Source organism: Hydrogenophaga sp. (assembly GCF_011390835.1).
Lineage (GTDB): Bacteria > Pseudomonadota > Gammaproteobacteria > Burkholderiales > Burkholderiaceae_C > Hydrogenophaga.
In genome coordinates, this window is record NZ_JAABRQ010000025.1 from 15,541 (window position 1) to 32,409 (window position 16,869).

The window sequence follows — 16,869 nt, forward strand, 5'->3', positions numbered from 1 at the left end:
TGCCCTGCCCAGAGGAAGCTCAATGCCATACGCACCGACTGACACGCCCGCCGATAACTTGACGGTGCTCAGATCAGATTCCGTCAACAGCATGCCCGGCTTGGTAGACGCCATCGAAAGACAGCACCATTTGCCGATCCTGTCCCTCGGGCAGGCCTTGTTGCGACTGCACCTGTTGGACGAGGCGTCAGTCCATGCACTGGAGCGCGAAGACCCCAGCCTACTGCGGTCGCGATCACATGAGCTGGTTGATCGACTGCTCCTGTCCGAGGACGAATTGCACCGCGCGCTGGCCCACGTCGCTGGGGTGATTGAAATTGAAGTACTGGTCTTTGAACTGGACCGAGATGCTTTCAAGATACTGCCTTTGCGTCAGGCACATGCCCACCACGTGGTGCCGCTGGGCTTTGCCAACGACCGGTTTTACGTGGCGTCCTGCGCACCCACCAGCGAACTGCTGCACCAGCAGCTGTGCACGGTGACCGGTCACTCTGTGCTGCTGGTCTGGGCCAGCCGCGAGGCGATCGAGCGGCGGCTGGAAGTGCAGGACCACATCGAAAACGCGACCGAGGACCCACTTGGCGCAGCGGCCAAGGATGAGCGGCGCCGAGAGACCGTGTTCGGTAAGCCCACGCAGCATGACCGCGGCACGGTGCTTGACGACCTGGTGATCCAAGTGATGGCCGAAGTGGGCAGTGCCAGTGCTGCCGAGCAGCTGGTCTCGGCTACCGAATCGGCCGGCATGGTTCGCCTCGTCAATCAGATGATTGATGAAGCTCAGCGCACGCAGGTCTCGGATATTCATATTGAGACCAATCCGGGAGAGTCGCTGACGGCGATCCGGTTTCGCCGCGATGGCGACATGGAGCCTTACCTGTGGTTGCCCGCCAAGCTGCGGGGTCCGCTGGTGTCTCGAATCAAGATCATGGCCAGACTGGACATCGCTGAGCGGCGTCGACCGCAGGATGGCAAAATCGATTTCTCGGAGTTCGGTGGTCATGCGTTGGAGCTGCGCGTCGCGGTTATGCCGACCCACGATGGCCTGGAAGACGTGGTTCTGCGTCTGCTGGCATCAGCCAAGCCGCTGCCCTTGTCGCAGCTGGGCCTGCAGGCACGCGACTTGGCCACCATCGCCGAGCTTTCCGAGCGCACCTTCGGCATGGTGCTGGCGGTGGGGCCCACCGGCTCGGGCAAGACCACCACGCTGCATTCGATGTTGGCCCAAGTGAACACTGCGGTGCGCAAAATCTGGACGGCTGAGGACCCGATCGAGATCACGCAGCCCGGTTTGCGTCAGGTTCAGGTGAACCCCAAGATCGGCCTGACCTTTGCCAGTGCCATGCGCAGTTTCCTGCGCGCCGATCCCGACGTGATCATGATCGGTGAGATCCGCGATGCAGAGACGGCCAAGATCGCAATCGAGGCATCCCTCACCGGGCACCTTGTGCTTTCGACCTTGCACACCAACAACGCCAGCGAAAGCGTGGTCCGTCTGCTCGATCTGGGCATGGACCCGATGAATTTTGCGGATTCGCTCCTGGGTGTCGTCGCCCAGCGTCTGGTGCGAGCGTTGTGCCCTCATTGCGCTCACGCCCGGCCTCTGGACGAGGCGGGCTGGAACCAGTTCCTGGAGGAATACATGGATGGCAGCGAACTCAGCCTCGGGGAGGCTCAGGCGCGATTGTTGAAGGCCGCCGGGGTCCACTCACCCGGCCACATCAGGACCAGCCATGCGGTGGGCTGTCAGCACTGTGGCGGCAAAGGCTACAAGGGCCGCCTCGGCGTGTACGAGATCCTTCAGAGCAGTCGCTCCATCAAGCGACTGATCCAGCAACGTGCGCGCCCTGAAGTCATATTCGATACTGCCATTGTGGAAGGCATGCGCAGCCTGCGGCACGACGCGCTGGAAAAGGTAGTGCAAGGAAAGATCGACCTTAAGCAGGCGCGCACCGCGTATCGTTGAAGCCTGCTCGGCCGAAAAAAAGCCGGCTGGCGCCGGCTTTTCAATTTGAGGCGAAGCGAGATCTTTCGATCGCGCACCACTTGCAATCACTTCAGGTGATCGTTGATCATCTTGGTCATTTCGAACATCGACGCTTGCGCCTTCTTGAAGATTTCCTTCAGCTTGGCATCGGCATTGATCATGCGGCGGTTCACCGAATCCTGCAGCTTGTTTTTCTTGATGTAGGCCCAGACCTGCTTGGTCACCTCGGTGCGCGGCAGTGGGTTGGCACCCACGATGGCGGCCAGGGCGGCGCTGGGGGTCATGGCCTTCATGAAGGCAGCGTTCGGGGTGCGCTTCTTGGCAGGCGCTTTTTTTGCAGCGACTTTCTTGGCTGGTGCAGCTTTCTTTGCTGCAACCTTCTTGGCCGGTGCAGCTTTCTTCGCTGCAACCTTCTTGGCCGGTGCAGCTTTCTTCGCTGCAACCTTCTTGGCCGGAGCAGCCTTCTTCGCAGGTGCCTTCTTGGCCGGTGCAGCTTTCTTGGCGGGAGCCGCCTTTTTCGCTACAGCCTTCTTGGCCGGGGCCGCTTTTTTCGCGGGAGCTTTTTTTGCAGTTGCCATGGTTGGATTACCTTCTAGAAGTTGAACAATCGCCGGCGACCAAACGCGCTCAATCACCGGTGATTTGGATGCTAATGGAGTTGTCAATGCATTCCAAGGGAGCGTGCCGGGTTTTTCGTTGGATTTCATAGGGGAAACACGCTTCTATGGCGGGGAAAACAACACTCGGCGCGCCGGACCGCGAAAGCCCGTTGTCAGAGGGGCGCGGCAAGCTGGTTGTGCTGCGTCAGAATCCAGTCCTGTTTGCGCCTCTTTCACCCAGCTCGGAGACCCTTTTGCCATGCCACACATTGCCACGTGCGACCTTTGCGATGCCCACAAGCACGACACCACGGGCAGCTTTCGGGTGCTGCCGCCGGTGTTCCGCGATTTTGGTGCGGTGCAGCGGTTTTCAGGCCCGGTAAGTACCGTCAAATGTTTTGAAGACAACACGTTGGTGAAGGCGGCGCTGGACAGCGTGGGAGAGGGGCGCGTGCTGGTGGTGGATGGCGGCGCTTCCTTGCGCCGTGCTCTGCTGGGCGGCAACCTGGGCGCGGCCGCGGCGCGCAACGGATGGGCAGGTGTGGTGATCGATGGCTGCGTGCGCGATCTGGCCGAGCTCGCGGTCTGCCAGACCGGCATCCGCGCACTCGCCCCGGTGCCGCTGCCCACCGAGAAGCGCCAGGAAGGGCAGCGCGACGTGGCAGTGCAGATTCAGGGCGTGTGGGTTCGCCCGGGCGACTGGCTGTATGCCGATGAAGACGGCATCGTGATCGCCGCCGTGCCGTTGCACGACTGAGCGCGGTGCGCTTGGCGCCAAATCAGAGGGACGACAGGCCCTTGTAGGCCATGTAGGCCGCCAGGAGGTACAACACGCTGGCGAACACGCGCTTGAGCGTGGGAATGGGCAGTGCGTGTGCTGCTCGCACGCCCAGCGGTGCCATCAGCACACTGGCGCTGGCGATCACCGCCAGGGCCGGCAGGTAGATGTAGCCTATGGATCCCGGCGGCAGCTCGGCCAGGCCCTGGCCCGCGACCAGGTAACCCAGTGCATTGGCCAAGGCGATCGGGAACCCGAGCGCCGCGCTGGTGGCCACTGCGGTGTGGATGGCGACGTTGCACCAGGTCATGAACGGCACGCTGACAAAGCCACCGCCTGCGCCGACCAGTCCCGAGAGAAAGCCGATCACCGTGCCGGCGCTCAAGGTGCCGACCGTGCCGGGCAGGGTGCGAGACGGCTTGGGTTTTTTGTTGAGCAGCATTTGTGTGGCCGAGAAGCCCACGAAGGCCGCAAACACCAGGGCCAGCCACGAGCCCTTGAGCAACGCGAATACGCCCAGGCTGGCAATGGCCGCGCCGATCACAATGCCCGGCGCCAGCAGCTTGACGATGTCCCAGCGCACCGCACCGCGCTTGTGGTGGGCGCGTACGCTGGAGAGCGAGGTGAAGATGATGGTGGCCATCGAGGTGGCAATGGCCATCTTGACCGCCAGATCTGGCGACACGCCGCGGCCGCTCATGATGATGGTGAGGAAGGGCACCATGATCATGCCGCCGCCGATACCGAGCAGGCCCGCCAGAAAACCGGTACCGAGGCCAAGCGCGGCGAGTTCAAGAATCAACAGAGGTTCGAGGGTCATGGAATGGGGCGCCCAGGACGCACGCGAAGCCGCCTTGTTGGCGGTTCAGGGAAATCCGGAGGCGGAAGAAAGGATTCAGGAAGGGGAAGAGAATTTGTCCGAGACGCCCGCGAAACCGGCTGGGCCGGGCCTCGGACTACCCGCCCCTCCCGCAGGAGAGGGGCGAAGACGTAGAGGGGGCGCAGGGAGGCAAATAAGGTGTCTGCAAGTGCCACCGGACCGTCATCCTGAACCAGGGGTTCAGGTGGGCGAGGGCAGCCTGACTTCGGGTTCATCTGACGCGAGATGCTCACGCCCGTCAGGCAATGTACCAAGCCCGTGCTCAATGAGCATTGGTTCAAGGAAATATTAAGCCCGGCATGCACTGCAGACGATTGAAATTGTAGGCCCACTGTCAGCCGTGTGCGGGTGCGCGGACAAGAAAGACCCGTCGGCGGACGGGCGGCGTCTCAGAGCAACTGGCCGTCGCTGCCCAGTGAATCGTCGAGTCGGCGGAGCAGGTCGTTGATGCGGGCCTGGGCGGCTGCGTCCGGCGCGCTGCTCTCCAGCGATGGTGCATCGGCTGAGACCGATGCCTGTTTGGCCGACGCATTCGCCTGCAGACCTTCGGATTCTTTTTGCGACAGTTCGAACGCGAGGTTGAGCGACGCTAGTACCGCGATGCGGTCGCGCGCCTTGACTTTGCCCGCATCGCGGATGCGGCACATGGCCGTGTCCACCCGCTCCACCGCGTCGAGCAAGGCCGACTCACCGCCGACCGGGCAGGCCAGCAGGTAACTCTGGCCCATGATCTGGACCTCGATCTGCTTGGCAGCGGGCTTGTTCATGGGGCGTCGTCCGAAGAGGGGGGCTGAGCAGCTGCGGGGAGGCGGTCGAGCAGGGCGTCGATTCGAGCACGCGCGGCGTTGAGGCGGGATTTGAGGGAGTCCCGCTCGGCCTGCAGACCTTGCAGCTGCTGGTGCAGCAAAGCATTGGTGCGTTGCAGTTCCTCGTGTCGCAGTAGCAAGCGCTCAACGCGCTCGGCGATCTGGTCTAGGTGCTGGGGGTCGGCCATGTTGTGAACGTTTGTGACAACCATTGTAGGGTTGCCGCCCGAGGCCCGGGCTTACAATGGACTGTGTTGGTGCTCGCGGTGTGGTTCACACGCCGCAGTTCAACGGGAAGCAGGAGGGAAAGTTCACGCCGGACCGACCTAACCTGCGCTGCCCCCGCAACGGTAAGCAGACGAGCCTGCCGAGTTTTTTCGGAACGCTCCGCTTTCATCCATCAGCCACTGGACGCTATGCGTCTGGGAAGGTGATGAAGGTCGCTCTGCCAGCCCGGATACCGGCCAACGAGGTGGTGGTGCGTCCGTAAGGAAGCGCCGTCGTGACGTCCATGCACCGTCGGGGAAGGCGGTGAGGATCCTTGTCCTGTCTGCTCTTTCATGAAAACCCGTACCTTGCGCACCCCACTGGCTGCGCTGCCCCTGGTATTTCTTCCAGCCTTTTTGCCGTTCGCTGCCCTGGCTCAAGGCACATCGGTCACCACCCTGCCCGAGACGGTGGTCACCGCCACCCGAAATCCCTTGCCGCTGACCGCGGCCATGCACCACACCACGGTGATCAGCCGTGAAGATATCGAACGCTCGCAGGCCAGTGATCTGGTCTCGCTGCTGCAGCGCGAAGCGGGTCTTCAGCGCACCCAGAACGGTGGCGTCGGTACCGTTTCCAGCGTGTTCCTGCGCGGAGCCCCGTCGTTGCAGACGCTGGTGCTGGTAGATGGTGTTCCGCTGAACAAGCAGGACGCCTCGGGCGCGGTGAGCCTGGAACACCTGATGCTCGACAACGTCGAGCGGGTGGAAATCGTGCGCGGCAATGTATCCGCGATTTACGGCTCTGGCGCCATTGGCGGTGTGATCCAGATCTTCACCCGCACCGCTGAGCGAGAACCTTCGGCCCAGCTGTCAGTGGAACTCGGCCCCCGATCGACCCGCAAGCTCTCGGCTCAGGTGTCCACCCAGGTGGGCGACACCGCCATCAGCGCTGGCGCCTCTCGTTTTCGCACCGACGGTTTCTCATCGGTTGATCCGGGGCAGTTCGCAGGCGCGAATCCTGACGTCGACGGCTACGCCAACACCTCGCTCAACCTGTCGCTCACGCACCAGCTCGCGCCACGCCACCAGGTGGGCCTGCGGCTGAGTCGCTCGGTAGGTGACACCGCTTACGACAACGCATACGGCGCCGCCACAGATGTGCAGACGTCCAGCACCCGCATCAGCCAGGCCACCCTGTTTACCGACAACACCTGGGGCGACTGGCGCAGCCGGGTGTCGCTGAGCGAGCAGTCGGACCGCAGCCGCACCAGCGACAACGGCTTCTTCGGATCGGACGACGGTTTTCGCACCGGCGCCACGGTGCTGTCCTGGGTCAACACCGTGGCGCTCGGTGGCAACTGGCTGGCCACGGCGGGCCTGGAGCGGCAATGGCAGCGTGTGACGACCGAAACGACCTCGGCGTTCGGTACGCCCTACGATGCGCGCCGCAACGCCGCCGCCTGGTTTGGCGGCGTCGAGGGTGGCATTGGCCCAGGCTCGCTTCAGGTGAACCTGCGCCTTGACCGTGTGGGTGAGCTCGACGAGACCACCTACTACCTGGGCTACAGCGTGCCGGTGACGAAGCAGCTCAAGCTGCTGGCCAGCACCTCCACCGCTTTCAACGCGCCGCCGCTGGGCTATTTGTTTGCGCCCGGTTTTGGCAACCCCGATCTGAAGCCCGAGACCGCGCGCAGCCAGGAACTGGGACTGCAATACGAACAGGGCTCCCACCTGCTGCGCGCCACCTGGTTCAAGACCCGCGTGACCGATCAGCTCGACTACGACAGTGCCGCATTCAGGTTTGCCAACCTGGGCCGCACGCGCAATCGCGGCCTGGAAATGTCCTACCAGGGCACGCTGGGCCAGACGCGGCTGCGAGCCAGCCTCACGCTGCAAGAGCCGGAGAACGAGATCACGGGTGTCGCGCTCACGCGCCGGGCCAAGACGCTGTGGTCGCTTGGTGCCTCGCAAACGCTGGCGGGCTTGGCGCTGGACGCCGACCTGCGCCACACGGGACGGCGCAACGATCAGTATGCTGATCCCATCACATTTGCGACCTTGTCAACCAGCCTGCCTTCGCACACCGTGCTGGATCTCGCGGCCTCGTACGCTTTTCGATCCAATCTGAAGCTGCGCGCCCGCATCGACAACGTGACCGATCAGAGCTACCAGACCGTATACGGCTACAACCAGCAGCCGCGCAGCCTGTACCTGGGCCTGGACTGGCGCCCCAAGTTCTGAGCGATTGATCACCTCCGAGACGCCCACCATGTTGCCCGGCCCTCAGCGCATCGTCTGCCTCACCGAAGAGACCACGGAGTGGCTGTATCGGCTGGGTCAGGACGCGCGCATTGTCGGCATCTCGGGCTACACCGTGCGGCCGCCTCGGGCGCGTGAGGAAAAGCCCAAGGTCAGCGCGTTTCTCAGCGCCAAGATCGACAAGATCCTGGCGCTGCGGCCCGACTGTGTGTTCGGCTTTTCTGACCTGCAGGCCGACATCGCGGCGGCGCTGATCCGTGCCGGCGTGCAAGTGACCGTATTCAACCAGCGCAGCGTGCATGAGGTTTTTGACATGCTGTACCAGGTAGCGGCCATGGTGGGCTGCGCCGACGAGGGGCTGGCGCAGATCGAGTCCATGCGCGAGCGGCTGGTGCAGATTGACGCGGCCGCGCGCGCTCTCCAGGCGTCGGGCAAGCGGCGCCCTCGGGTTTACTTCGAAGAATGGGACGAGCCGCCGATCAGTGCGATCCGCTGGGTGTCGGAGCTGATCGGCATCGCGGGCGGCGACGACTGCTTTCCGGAGCTGGCACGGGAACCCATGGGCAAGCAGCGCATCATTGCCGACCCGCTGGAGATCGTGCGCCGCTCGCCCGACATCGTCATTGGTTCCTGGTGCGGCAAACACTTCAGGCCCGAGAAGGTGGCGGCGCGACCCGGCTGGCAGGCCGTGCCGGCGGTGGTCAACCAGCAGCTGTTTGAAATCAAGTCAGCCAACATCCTGCAACCCGGCCCAGCCGCGCTGACCGATGGGGTGGAGCAATTGCACTTGATCATGAAAGACTGGATGGCCCGCCATGGGTAGTCCACGCACCGAGCTCATCCTGGGCGGACAGAAAAGCGGCAAGTCGGCGCGCGCCGAGCAACTGGCGAACGACTGGATGCGACCCGGCGGCGAGCGAAGCTCGGTGCTTATCGCCACGGGTCTGCCGGCTGATGCCGAGATGGCCGCGCGCATCGTCCGCCACCAGCAAGACCGCGCTACCCGGACGCCTGCGCTGCAGACGGAGGAAGAACCCCGGCACTTGGCCGAGGCGATCCGCCGCCACAGCGCGCCGCAATCCCTGCTGGTGGTGGACTGCCTCACGCTCTGGCTGACCAACCTGCTCATGCCTGCGCAAGGCAATGCGCTTACGGCGGACGAGTTGCGCTCCTGGGTTGATGCGCTGGGCGACGCCATAGGGCAGGCGCCGGGCCCGGTAGTGCTGGTGAGCAACGAGATCGGACTGGGCGTGATTCCCATGGGTCGCGAGGTGCGGGCGTTTGTGGATACGCTGGGCCTGCTCAATCAGCGCATCGCCACCGGCTGTGATCGCGTGACCCTCATGGTGGCGGGCTGCGCCATCACGGTGAAGGACAGCGCATGAGCGCCGTGAAGTTTTGGGTCGGCTGTTGGCTTGTGCTGGCGAGCGGGTCGTGTTTCGCGGTGGGCACCCAGGTCACCGACGACCGCGGCGTCACCCACGTCTGGGCCACGCCGCCGCAGCGCATCGTCTCGCTGCTGCCCTCGCTCACCGAGACCGTGTGCACGCTGAATGCCTGCGATCGGCTGGTGGGGGTGGACCGGTACTCCAACTGGCCCGCTGCGGTGCAAGGCCTGCCGAAGCTGGGCGGTGGCATCGACCCCAGCGTGGAAGCAGTGCTGGCGCAGCGGCCCGATGCGGTGCTGATCGCGCGCTCCTCTCGGGCGGTCGAACAGCTGCAGGCGCTGGGTCTCACGGTGGTGGTGCTGGAGCCCACCGACCTCGCCGGCGTGCAGCGGGTGATCGCGCAGGTGGGCCAGTTGCTTGGGCTGGACGCCGCGCAAACGGCATTGCACTGGCAGGTCATGGACCAAGCCCTGTCGACGCTGGCCCAATCCTTGCCCGCGTCCAGCCGTGGCGCGAGGGTGTATTTCGAGGTCAACAACGCGCCCTACGGCGCCAGCGAAAGCTCTTTCATTGGCGAGCTGCTCACAAGGCTGGGCGCGCGCAACATCCTGCCTGCTGCCATGGGACCGTTTCCCCGCGTGAACCCGGAGTTTGTGGTGCGCGCCGATCCCGACCTGATCATGGTGGGTGACCAGACTTCGCCCGGGCTCACGCAGCGTCCCGGCTGGGCCAAGATGCGCGCGCTGCGCCAGCAGCGGCTGTGTGTGTTCAGCCCGGCGGATTCCGACGTGCTGGTGCGCCCCGGGCCGCGCATGGCCGAAGCCGCTCGCCTGATGGCCGACTGTCTGCGTCGCAAAGCGCCTTGAGCTGAGCACCATGCCCACGTTCACGCGCGCCCTGAATGTCGATGCCTCGTCGGTTCCGCGCCCTCCGCGTCGCGCCTGGGGCCTGGGCGTGGGCCTGGTGCTGCTGTCGCTGGTGTTGGGTGCGCTCAGCCTTGGTGTGGGCAGCACCGGTGTCGAAGCCGTTTGGCGGATGTTGGCGGACCCGGTGTCCAGCCAGATCGTGTGGGACATTCGTGCACCACGTAGCCTGGGTGCCTACACGGCGGGAGCCCTGCTGGGCCTGGCCGGCGCGGTGGCACAAGGTCTGTTTCGCAACCCGCTGGCCGATCCGTTTTTGCTCGGCAGCGCATCGGGTGCCTCGCTGGGCGTAGCGCTGGCGCTGGTGGCGCTGGGCGCATCGCCGCTGGCAGCCGACTGGCTGCTTCGCTTGGGTATGACGGGCGCGGCCTTTGTTGGCGCGGTGGCCGCGGTGCTGCTCACGCTGGCGCTGGCGCGCGGCGTGCAACACACCTTGCGCCTGCTGCTGGCCGGCGTGGTGGTCGGCGTGGTGCTCGGGGCTTTCACCTCGCTCATCACGCTGTCGTTTCCCGAGACCTTGCAAAGCTTGCAGGCCTATGTGCTGGGCACGACGGCGTTTGTCGGCTGGAGTGCGGTGGCCACGATGGTGGTCGTGTGGGCGTTTTGTGCGGCCATTGCCTGGGCGCTGGCGCGGGTGCTGGACGCGCTGGTGCTGGGCGAGGCCACCGCACACAGCCTGGGCCTGCCCCTGGTGCCCTTGCGCCTGGCGCTGGTAGCGGTGATGGCGTTGGCCACCGGGGCTGCGGTGGCGCAGACCGGCTTGATCGCATTTGTGGGCCTGGCCGCGCCGCATCTGGTCCGCGCGGTGGTGAAGACAACGCACGCGCGGTTGGTGCTGCTCTCCAGCCTGATGGGTGGCGCGCTGCTGTTGCTGGCCGACGCGCTGGCGCGTGGCCTCATGGCACCGCAAGAGCTGCCTGTGGGGGTGTTGACGGCGGTGTTGGGCGGCGGCTATTTGTTGTGGCTGATGGGGCGGGCGCCGCGATGAGCGCTGCTCAAGCTCCCGCCATGGAAGCGCGTGGTCTGAGAGCATCGCTGGGGCAGGGTGGGTTGCGCCACCCGGTGTTGCACGGGCTGGACGTGCGGTTCGAAGCCGGGCGCTGGACCTGTGTGGTCGGCCCCAACGGCGCCGGCAAGTCGACCCTGCTCAAGGTGCTGGCCGGCTTGCTGCCGCACCAGGGCGAGGTGTGGCTGCACGGGCGCGAACTTTCGCGCCTCGCATCGCGCGAACGCGCCCTTTCGCTGGCCTGGCTGGGGCAGGCCACTGCCGACACCGCCGCTGATGACCTCAGCGTGTATGACGTGGCGCTGCTGGGGCGGTTGCCGCACCTGGACTGGCTGGCCGAACCCAGCGAGGCCGACCACGCGGCAGTGGTACGCGCTTTGCAACAAACCCAGGCCTGGGAGTGGCGCGACCGGCCGTTGGGTGCGCTGTCTGGCGGTGAACGCCAGCGCGTGCTGCTGGCCCGCGCGCTGGCGGTCGAGGCCTCGGTGATGCTGATGGACGAGCCGCTGGCCAACCTGGACCCGCCGCATCAGGCCGACTGGCTGGCGCTGGTGCGTGCGCTGGTCGCCAGTGGCAAAACGGTGGTCAGCGTGCTGCACGAACTCGGCATGGTGCTGCAGGCCGACGACTTACTGGTGCTTGAAGCCGGGAGTGTGCGCCATTTGGGCGGCTGCCACCACCCCGACACCCACCGCGCGCTGGAAGCGGTGTTTGACCACCGCATTGCCGTGCGCGCCCTGGACGACCAGTGGGTGGCATTGCCCCGCTGAACGCATTACCGTCACCGAGCTTCGCCATGCCGTTTGACCTGCCCAACGTGCCCGACATTACCCAGCCCGAGCTGGCCGCGCGCCTGCAACAGCTGCTGGACAACAAGACCAAACCGGTGGGTTCGCTGGGGCGCATCGAGGCCCTGGCGCAGCGCATCGGCCTGATCCTGGACAGCGACACGCCGGCGTTGGTGAGCCCGCAACTGGTAGTGTTCGCCGCCGACCATGGGCTGGTCGCTCGCGGTGTGTCGGCCTACCCAAGCGAGGTCACCTGGCAGATGGTGCAGAACTTCCTGGCTGGCGGCGCGGCGGTGAGCGTGCTCGCGCGTCAGCACGGCATGGGCCTCACGGTGGTGGACTGCGGCGTGGCGCACGCCTTCGATCCCCAGCCGGGTCTGGTGATCAGCAAGGTGGCGCTCGGCACGGCCGACTCGCTTGAAGGCCCTGCGATGACCGAGGCACAAGCTCGTGTTGCGCTGGCCAGTGGTGCTGCCCTGGTGCGCGAGTTGTCGGGCAACGCGCTGTTGTTGGGTGAGATGGGCATTGGCAACACCTCGGCGGCGGCGCTGCTGCTGGCGCGCCTGTGTGGACTCGATGTGGCCGATTGCACTGGCGCGGGTACCGGGCTCGATGCACAAGCGGTGCAGCGCAAGATCGCCGTGCTACGCCAGGTGCTCGACCGCCATGCGGCGGCGCGCGAGCCACTGGCCGTGCTGGCTGCCATGGGCGGTTTCGAGATCGCGTCCATGGTGGGCGCAATCCTTCAAGCCGCCAGCGAGCGGCGCGTGATCCTGGTCGACGGCTTCATCGCCAGCGCCGCAGTGCTGGTGGCCAGCCGGCTGCAGCCCGCCGTGTTGCAACGCTGCGTGTTCGCGCACCGCTCGAGCGAGTGCGGCCATGCGCTGATGCTCGCGCACCTGAAAGCCGAGCCCTTGCTGGACCTGGGTCTGCGCCTGGGCGAAGGCTCGGGCGCGGCACTTGCCTGGCCCTTGCTGGTCTCCGCCTGCGCGCTGCTGCGGGAGATGGCGAGCTTTGAGGCGGCGGGGGTGTCCAGACAAGAAGAGCCTTTCGGCGGAACCATCCCGGCCAACTAATTCTTGAGAGCCATGAACCTTCCCAACGGCGATCAGCACAGGGAGAAAAACGCACTCGCTCCCGGAGAAAGTGCCCCCACTCAGGGCACCCCTAGAGCCGGCTCCGCCAGGCCAGAGGGTGCGTCCCCCCTCCCGCAGGAGAGGGGGGAAGCCGCGCAGCGGCGCAGGGGGAAGTTCCCAACCCTTCGGCGCAGGGGGGCGCTCCTACCCATTCGTCACTTTTTGCTGGCAGTCCAGTTTTTCACCCGCATCCCGATCACAGGTCGGCTCGCCACCTGGGTGGGCTTTTCACCTGCCATGCTGCGCGCCAGCGCCGCGCATTTCCCAGGTGTGGGCTGGCTGGTGGGAAGCTTGTGCGCGGCGGTGTTCCTGGCCTTGTTGTCGGCGCTACCGGAGCAGCCCGCAGCGCCGTGGGTGACGGCTGCGTTGAGCACCGTGTTCGGTGTGCTGCTCACCGGGGCTTTTCACGAGGACGGTCTGGCCGATCTGGCCGATGGACTGGGCGGCAGCATGGACCGGGAGCGCGCGCTCGACATCATGAAAGACTCGCGCGTGGGCAGCTATGGCGCACTGTCGCTGGTACTGGCCGTGCTGGGCAAGACCGCGCTCCTGGCGCTGATCGCGCAAAGCGCCGGCGTCTGGCCCGCCGCTGCGGCGCTGTTCTCGGCCCACGTGAGTTCGCGTTTTCTGCCGCTGCTGATCATCCGCTCGCTGCCGCATGTGGGCGATACCGAAGCCTCCAAATCCAAACCCCTTGCCGAAGCCATCAGCACCGGCGGCCTGCTGGCCGGGTTGCTGTGGTGGGGTCTGGCGATGGTGCTTGTGGTGTTTTGGTCGCCAGCCGCGCCTTGGGCGTTTGCGGTGCTGGGCGCGGCGCTGGGCCTGGCCTGGATGTGGTGGCTTCTGCGGCGGCGCCTGCAAGGCTTCACTGGTGACGGCCTGGGCGCTACGCAGCAGGTGTGCGAAGTGCTGTTCTACCTGGGCTTTGCCCTGGGCCTGTCGTGAGGCTCTGGCTGGTGCGGCATGCGCGTGTGGTGCTGGCGCCTGGCCTTTGTTATGGCGCGAGCGACGTGCCGGCCGATGCCGAGCACACGCAGCAGTCTGCCGCTGCCCTGATGGAGGTGCTGCCGCAGGGTGCTTTACTGCGGGTGTCCGCCCTGGTGCGCGCGCAGCAGCTGGCCGACGCCTTGACCCAAGTTCGAAGCGACTTTGGTGTGCCGCAGAGGGATGCGCGCCTCAACGAGATGGACTTTGGCCGCTGGGAGTTGCAGCGCTGGGACGCCATCCCCCGCAGCGCATTTGACGGCTGGATGGCTGACTTTGCCCATCACCGGGTGGGCGGAGGTGAAGGCACCCAGCAGGTGATTGACCGCGTGGCCTCGGCGCTGGACGACGCGCGACGCAGCGGCGCATCGGATGGGGTCTGGGTGTGTCACGCGGGCGTGATCCGCGCCGCGCAGTATCTGCTGCGCCACGGCCACCGGACGATTGCGCAAGCGAGTGAGTGGCCCGAGGATGCGCCCGAGCCTGGCGGCTACCTTCAGCTCAAGCTGTGAAGCAGGTGGTCAGGCTAGGGTTTTGGGCTTGAAGTCGCACCAGGCCGACACCGCGCAGCGGTGGCATTGCGGCTTGCGGGCCAGGCACACATAGCGCCCGTGCAGGATCAGCCAGTGGTGCGAGTCCACCGCAAACTCGGGTGGCACGCGTTTCATCAGCTGTTGTTCAACCGCCAGCGTTGTCTTGCCCGGCGCCAGACCGGTGCGGTTGCTGACGCGGAAGATGTGGGTGTCGACCGCCATAGTCGGCTGTCCGAAGGCCACGTTTAGCACCACATTGGCCGTCTTGCGACCCACGCCGGGCAAGGCTTCCAGCGCTTCGCGCGTGCGCGGTACTTCGCCGCCATGGAGTTCGACCAAGATGCGGCAGGTTTCCAGCAGGTGGCGCGCCTTGCTTCTGAACAGGCCAATGGTCTTGATGTAGGACTCCAGCCCGTCAAGCCCCAATGCCAGGATTTTCTGCGGCGTGTTGGCCACCACAAACAAACGGCGGGTGGCCTTGTTCACCCCGACATCCGTGGCCTGCGCCGACAACAGCACGGCGGCCAGCAGTTCAAAGACACTGGTGTATTCCAGCTCCGTTTGTGGTTGCGGATTGGCGTCTCGCAACGTAGTGAAAAAGGCGTGGATGGCGGCTGGCTTCATGGCTGCCGAGTCTAGCCGTGTCGCCTCAACTCTTTGGAGGGTCGCAGGAGATTAGGTTTCGCCGTCGGGCCGCGACCAGGCGAAACAGACCACCTGGGGGCAGCGACCCGCGCAAGCGGCGGAGCGTGGAGGCCAAGTTCTCAATGCAGCGTGGACGCCTGCACGTAAGCCTGCGCCTGCGGCAAGCGACTGCGCATCCAGTTCGCGTCGAGATTGAGCGCGCCCAGCACCTCGGCGGGCAGGCCGTCCACCGCGTCTACGCTGAGCTCGTCCGATGCAGCCAGCAGCTCGGCCACGTGCAGCACGGCACCCAGTTGCGAGAACGGCTGCGCCTGCATGGGCTTGGCCGCGGCGTTCAACGCATCGACCATGGCGTCGGGGAAATTCCAGGCACGGGCCAGCTCTGCGCTGACCTGGCCTTCGGTGAAGCCCAGCAACGCTTGTTCGCGCTCCCACCGGGCGCCCGGGTGGCTGGGTTGCCGTTCAAAATCGATCACGCTGCTGGGCGACTTCATGCCCATGAGCAGTTCGCCGACACGCACCATGAAGCCGCTGAGCCAGGCCTGCTCGCTGTCCGACCCGATACCGCTGGCCACCCATTGCGCCAAACCACCGCAGCTCTGGCTCTCGCGCCAGAAGGTCTCGCGGTCCAGGCCGGGAACCACGGGAAAGGCGTCGTTGAAACAGGAGGCGAGGGCCAGCGCGCGCACCTGGCGCAGGCCGACCAGGGCGATTGCATCGTCCAGCGTGCTGATCTGCCGCGAGCGGGCGTAGCGCGCGCTGTTGGCCAGGCGAAGCAGCTGCACCGCCAGTGCCGGGTCGCGCGCAATCGCATCGCGCAGCTGGGGCAGCGGGACATCCTCGTCGTTAAGCGAGCGGATAAGCTCGTGAGCCACCTCAGGCATCACCGGCAGAGTGAGGTTCTTGAAAAATTCGGCCACTGGGGACATGAAGGGGGTTCTCGCAAGGTGAACACAGATCTCTCCATTCTGTTGGCCTGGCGCCAGCAGCAAAGCCGGAATTCGGGCACAAAAACCGTTCTATTCCCAGCGGGCCACAGTCTGCGAGATCAGAGGCCCAGCCAGGCCAGTAGCGTGCGTAGCCGGCGCTCGCTGGTTGTGTCAAAACCTTGGATGCCGATGCTTTTAAGCACAGCGCGGCCTTCTTCCGTCTCGCCCAGTCCTTGCACCGCCTTTTGCATGGCCTGGATCTGGGTGGCTGCAAAAGCCTTGTTCACAACCAGCGGAAAATAGGGCTACGCTACGCTTTGGTGGAGCACGCGCTGGCCCGATTTTTCCAGCGACTTGGCCACGCCTGAGTAGGAAGCGACACCGCCCACGTCCCCGAACTTGTTGGTTAGGTAGAAGGGCACTGCGCCCTGTTCCCGCACCCGTTCCACCCGCTCCTGGCTCAGGTCAATGCCCTGGTCGCGAAGCTCTGCGGTGCAGAACTTGGTCATGTATGCTGCGGGATTGGGCAGCACGATGCGCTTGCCCCGGATATCGGCCAGGGTTTTATAAGCCGAGTCCTGCTGCACGATGATGAGGCAGTAGCCGTCGGGTTTGGCGGTGGCCACAAACTGGTAGCCATGGTCGCGCAGGGCGCGGGCCGGGTAGTCGCTGGGGCGTGCCATGGCGAGGTCAAAACGCTGGTTTTTCAAGCCGTCTTCCAGCGCAGAGAACTCTCGGATGAAGACCACGTTCACCTTTTGACCGATGCTTCGGCCCACCACATCAGCCAAACCCTGGTACTTGGCGATCACCCGCGCATGGTCGGTACCACCCGACGAGCCTTCGCTGATGGCCATCACCAGATCGCGAGCTTGGACCTGAGCCGTGCCGATGGCCAGACTCAGCCCCAACAGGGTGGAGAAGGCTTTCCATCGTTTCATGGCAATACTCCTATGGAATTCTGTCCGGATTGTGGTGCCAGGGAGCATGTGATCGAGAGACGCAGGCGACGGGCATGGCGC

General features: G+C 65.2%; 19 protein-coding genes, 1 other RNA gene and 1 riboswitch. Of the genes, 11 read left to right on the forward strand and 9 right to left on the reverse strand.

The window, feature by feature from the left end; all coding sequences use genetic code 11:
- The first annotated feature begins 91 nt into the window (after positions 1–91).
- A complete protein-coding gene (locus GPT34_RS14145; protein ID WP_291013687.1) occupies positions 92–1,963 on the forward strand; it encodes a GspE/PulE family protein in 1,872 nt (623 codons plus the stop codon).
- Between the two features lie 86 nt (positions 1,964–2,049).
- Here the strand turns inward: GPT34_RS14145 and GPT34_RS14150 are convergent, their stop codons facing one another.
- Entirely contained in the window at positions 2,050–2,562 is a 513-nt protein-coding gene (locus tag GPT34_RS14150) for an SWIB/MDM2 domain-containing protein (protein ID WP_291013794.1), read from the reverse strand.
- A 280-nt stretch (positions 2,563–2,842) separates the two neighbouring features.
- Here GPT34_RS14150 and rraA point away from each other — a divergent pair, with 280 nt between their 5' ends.
- Positions 2,843–3,340, forward strand: coding sequence for a ribonuclease E activity regulator RraA (gene rraA / locus GPT34_RS14155; protein WP_291013689.1), 498 nt, complete (start codon positions 2,843–2,845; stop codon positions 3,338–3,340).
- A gap of 22 nt (positions 3,341–3,362) precedes the next feature.
- Here rraA and GPT34_RS14160 read toward each other — a convergent pair whose 3' ends face one another.
- The 4 genes from GPT34_RS14160 to GPT34_RS14175 all read right to left on the reverse strand — a co-directional run bounded on the left by GPT34_RS14160 (position 3,363) and on the right by GPT34_RS14175 (position 5,235).
- Positions 3,363–4,181: a sulfite exporter TauE/SafE family protein gene (locus GPT34_RS14160; protein ID WP_291013691.1), complete on the reverse strand. Its 819-nt coding sequence runs from the start codon at positions 4,179–4,181 to the stop codon at positions 3,363–3,365.
- Between the two features lie 195 nt (positions 4,182–4,376).
- A non-coding RNA gene (gene ssrS / locus GPT34_RS14165) (6S RNA) lies at positions 4,377–4,557 on the reverse strand.
- A gap of 73 nt (positions 4,558–4,630) precedes the next feature.
- A complete protein-coding gene (locus GPT34_RS14170) occupies positions 4,631–5,008 on the reverse strand; it encodes a cell division protein ZapA (RefSeq protein WP_291013693.1) in 378 nt (125 codons plus the stop codon).
- On the reverse strand, positions 5,005–5,235 hold the full coding sequence (locus GPT34_RS14175) for a DUF904 domain-containing protein (RefSeq protein ID WP_291013695.1): 231 nt from the start codon (positions 5,233–5,235) through the stop codon (positions 5,005–5,007). The genes GPT34_RS14170 and GPT34_RS14175 overlap by 4 nt, the downstream gene beginning before the upstream one ends.
- A gap of 50 nt (positions 5,236–5,285) precedes the next feature.
- Positions 5,286–5,531, forward strand: a riboswitch (cobalamin riboswitch).
- 76 nt (positions 5,532–5,607) lie between these two features.
- Here GPT34_RS14175 and GPT34_RS14180 point away from each other — a divergent pair.
- The 9 genes from GPT34_RS14180 to GPT34_RS14220 all read left to right on the forward strand — a co-directional run bounded on the left by GPT34_RS14180 (position 5,608) and on the right by GPT34_RS14220 (position 14,252).
- The gene (locus GPT34_RS14180; RefSeq protein WP_291013697.1) at positions 5,608–7,497 is read left to right on the forward strand and encodes a TonB-dependent receptor; all 1,890 of its coding nucleotides are present in this window, start codon (positions 5,608–5,610) and stop codon (positions 7,495–7,497) included.
- Between the two features lie 28 nt (positions 7,498–7,525).
- The gene (locus tag GPT34_RS14185) at positions 7,526–8,338 is read left to right on the forward strand and encodes a cobalamin-binding protein (protein ID WP_291013699.1); all 813 of its coding nucleotides are present in this window, start codon (positions 7,526–7,528) and stop codon (positions 8,336–8,338) included.
- Positions 8,331–8,900 (forward strand): bifunctional adenosylcobinamide kinase/adenosylcobinamide-phosphate guanylyltransferase, encoded by a 570-nt coding sequence (locus GPT34_RS14190; protein WP_291013701.1) that lies wholly within the window; start codon positions 8,331–8,333, stop codon positions 8,898–8,900. Before GPT34_RS14185 ends, GPT34_RS14190 begins: the two co-directional genes overlap by 8 nt.
- The gene (locus tag GPT34_RS14195) at positions 8,897–9,769 is read left to right on the forward strand and encodes a helical backbone metal receptor (protein WP_291013703.1); all 873 of its coding nucleotides are present in this window, start codon (positions 8,897–8,899) and stop codon (positions 9,767–9,769) included. Before GPT34_RS14190 ends, GPT34_RS14195 begins: the two co-directional genes overlap by 4 nt.
- Positions 9,770–9,779: 10 nt before the next feature.
- Entirely contained in the window at positions 9,780–10,814 is a 1,035-nt protein-coding gene (locus GPT34_RS14200) for an iron ABC transporter permease (protein WP_291013705.1), read from the forward strand.
- A complete protein-coding gene (locus tag GPT34_RS14205; protein ID WP_291013707.1) occupies positions 10,811–11,602 on the forward strand; it encodes an ABC transporter ATP-binding protein in 792 nt (263 codons plus the stop codon). Before GPT34_RS14200 ends, GPT34_RS14205 begins: the two co-directional genes overlap by 4 nt.
- A 26-nt stretch (positions 11,603–11,628) precedes the next feature.
- Entirely contained in the window at positions 11,629–12,696 is a 1,068-nt protein-coding gene (gene cobT, locus GPT34_RS14210) for a nicotinate-nucleotide--dimethylbenzimidazole phosphoribosyltransferase (protein WP_291013709.1), read from the forward strand.
- Positions 12,697–12,918: 222 nt separating this feature from the next.
- The gene (locus GPT34_RS14215; protein WP_291013711.1) at positions 12,919–13,701 is read left to right on the forward strand and encodes an adenosylcobinamide-GDP ribazoletransferase; all 783 of its coding nucleotides are present in this window, start codon (positions 12,919–12,921) and stop codon (positions 13,699–13,701) included.
- A complete protein-coding gene (locus GPT34_RS14220; protein ID WP_291013713.1) occupies positions 13,698–14,252 on the forward strand; it encodes a histidine phosphatase family protein in 555 nt (184 codons plus the stop codon). Before GPT34_RS14215 ends, GPT34_RS14220 begins: the two co-directional genes overlap by 4 nt.
- Before the next feature lie 9 nt (positions 14,253–14,261).
- Here GPT34_RS14220 and nth read toward each other — a convergent pair whose 3' ends face one another.
- The 4 genes from nth to GPT34_RS14240 form a co-directional block, all read right to left on the reverse strand.
- Entirely contained in the window at positions 14,262–14,897 is a 636-nt protein-coding gene (gene nth / locus GPT34_RS14225) for an endonuclease III (protein WP_291013715.1), read from the reverse strand.
- A 140-nt stretch (positions 14,898–15,037) separates the two neighbouring features.
- On the reverse strand, positions 15,038–15,847 hold the full coding sequence (locus tag GPT34_RS14230; RefSeq protein ID WP_291013717.1) for an HDOD domain-containing protein: 810 nt from the start codon (positions 15,845–15,847) through the stop codon (positions 15,038–15,040).
- A 119-nt stretch (positions 15,848–15,966) separates the two neighbouring features.
- Complete coding sequence (locus tag GPT34_RS14235) at positions 15,967–16,134, reverse strand: hypothetical protein (RefSeq protein WP_291013719.1); 168 nt, start codon at positions 16,132–16,134, stop codon at positions 15,967–15,969.
- 18 nt (positions 16,135–16,152) lie between these two features.
- Positions 16,153–16,788 carry a PhnD/SsuA/transferrin family substrate-binding protein gene (locus tag GPT34_RS14240; protein WP_291013721.1) on the reverse strand — a complete coding sequence of 212 codons (636 nt, stop codon included), beginning with the start codon at positions 16,786–16,788 and terminating at the stop codon, positions 16,153–16,155.
- Between the last annotated feature and the right edge of the window lie 81 nt (positions 16,789–16,869).

What these genes read in the sequence shown, in the direction of transcription:
- GPT34_RS14145 (WP_291013687.1), top strand. Translation starts at nt 92, where the DNA reads ATGCCCGGCTTGGTAGACGCCATCGAAAGACAGCACCATTTGCCGATC.
- GPT34_RS14150 (WP_291013794.1), bottom strand. Translation starts at nt 2,562, where the DNA reads ATGGCAACTGCAAAAAAAGCTCCCGCGAAAAAAGCGGCCCCGGCCAAG.
- rraA (WP_291013689.1), top strand. Translation starts at nt 2,843, where the DNA reads ATGCCACACATTGCCACGTGCGACCTTTGCGATGCCCACAAGCACGAC.
- GPT34_RS14160 (WP_291013691.1), bottom strand. Translation starts at nt 4,181, where the DNA reads ATGACCCTCGAACCTCTGTTGATTCTTGAACTCGCCGCGCTTGGCCTC.
- GPT34_RS14170 (WP_291013693.1), bottom strand. Translation starts at nt 5,008, where the DNA reads ATGAACAAGCCCGCTGCCAAGCAGATCGAGGTCCAGATCATGGGCCAG.
- GPT34_RS14175 (WP_291013695.1), bottom strand. Translation starts at nt 5,235, where the DNA reads ATGGCCGACCCCCAGCACCTAGACCAGATCGCCGAGCGCGTTGAGCGC.
- GPT34_RS14180 (WP_291013697.1), top strand. Translation starts at nt 5,608, where the DNA reads ATGAAAACCCGTACCTTGCGCACCCCACTGGCTGCGCTGCCCCTGGTA.
- GPT34_RS14185 (WP_291013699.1), top strand. Translation starts at nt 7,526, where the DNA reads ATGTTGCCCGGCCCTCAGCGCATCGTCTGCCTCACCGAAGAGACCACG.
- GPT34_RS14190 (WP_291013701.1), top strand. Translation starts at nt 8,331, where the DNA reads ATGGGTAGTCCACGCACCGAGCTCATCCTGGGCGGACAGAAAAGCGGC.
- GPT34_RS14195 (WP_291013703.1), top strand. Translation starts at nt 8,897, where the DNA reads ATGAGCGCCGTGAAGTTTTGGGTCGGCTGTTGGCTTGTGCTGGCGAGC.
- GPT34_RS14200 (WP_291013705.1), top strand. Translation starts at nt 9,780, where the DNA reads ATGCCCACGTTCACGCGCGCCCTGAATGTCGATGCCTCGTCGGTTCCG.
- GPT34_RS14205 (WP_291013707.1), top strand. Translation starts at nt 10,811, where the DNA reads ATGAGCGCTGCTCAAGCTCCCGCCATGGAAGCGCGTGGTCTGAGAGCA.
- cobT (WP_291013709.1), top strand. Translation starts at nt 11,629, where the DNA reads ATGCCGTTTGACCTGCCCAACGTGCCCGACATTACCCAGCCCGAGCTG.
- nth (WP_291013715.1), bottom strand. Translation starts at nt 14,897, where the DNA reads ATGAAGCCAGCCGCCATCCACGCCTTTTTCACTACGTTGCGAGACGCC.
- GPT34_RS14230 (WP_291013717.1), bottom strand. Translation starts at nt 15,847, where the DNA reads ATGTCCCCAGTGGCCGAATTTTTCAAGAACCTCACTCTGCCGGTGATG.
- GPT34_RS14240 (WP_291013721.1), bottom strand. Translation starts at nt 16,788, where the DNA reads ATGAAACGATGGAAAGCCTTCTCCACCCTGTTGGGGCTGAGTCTGGCC.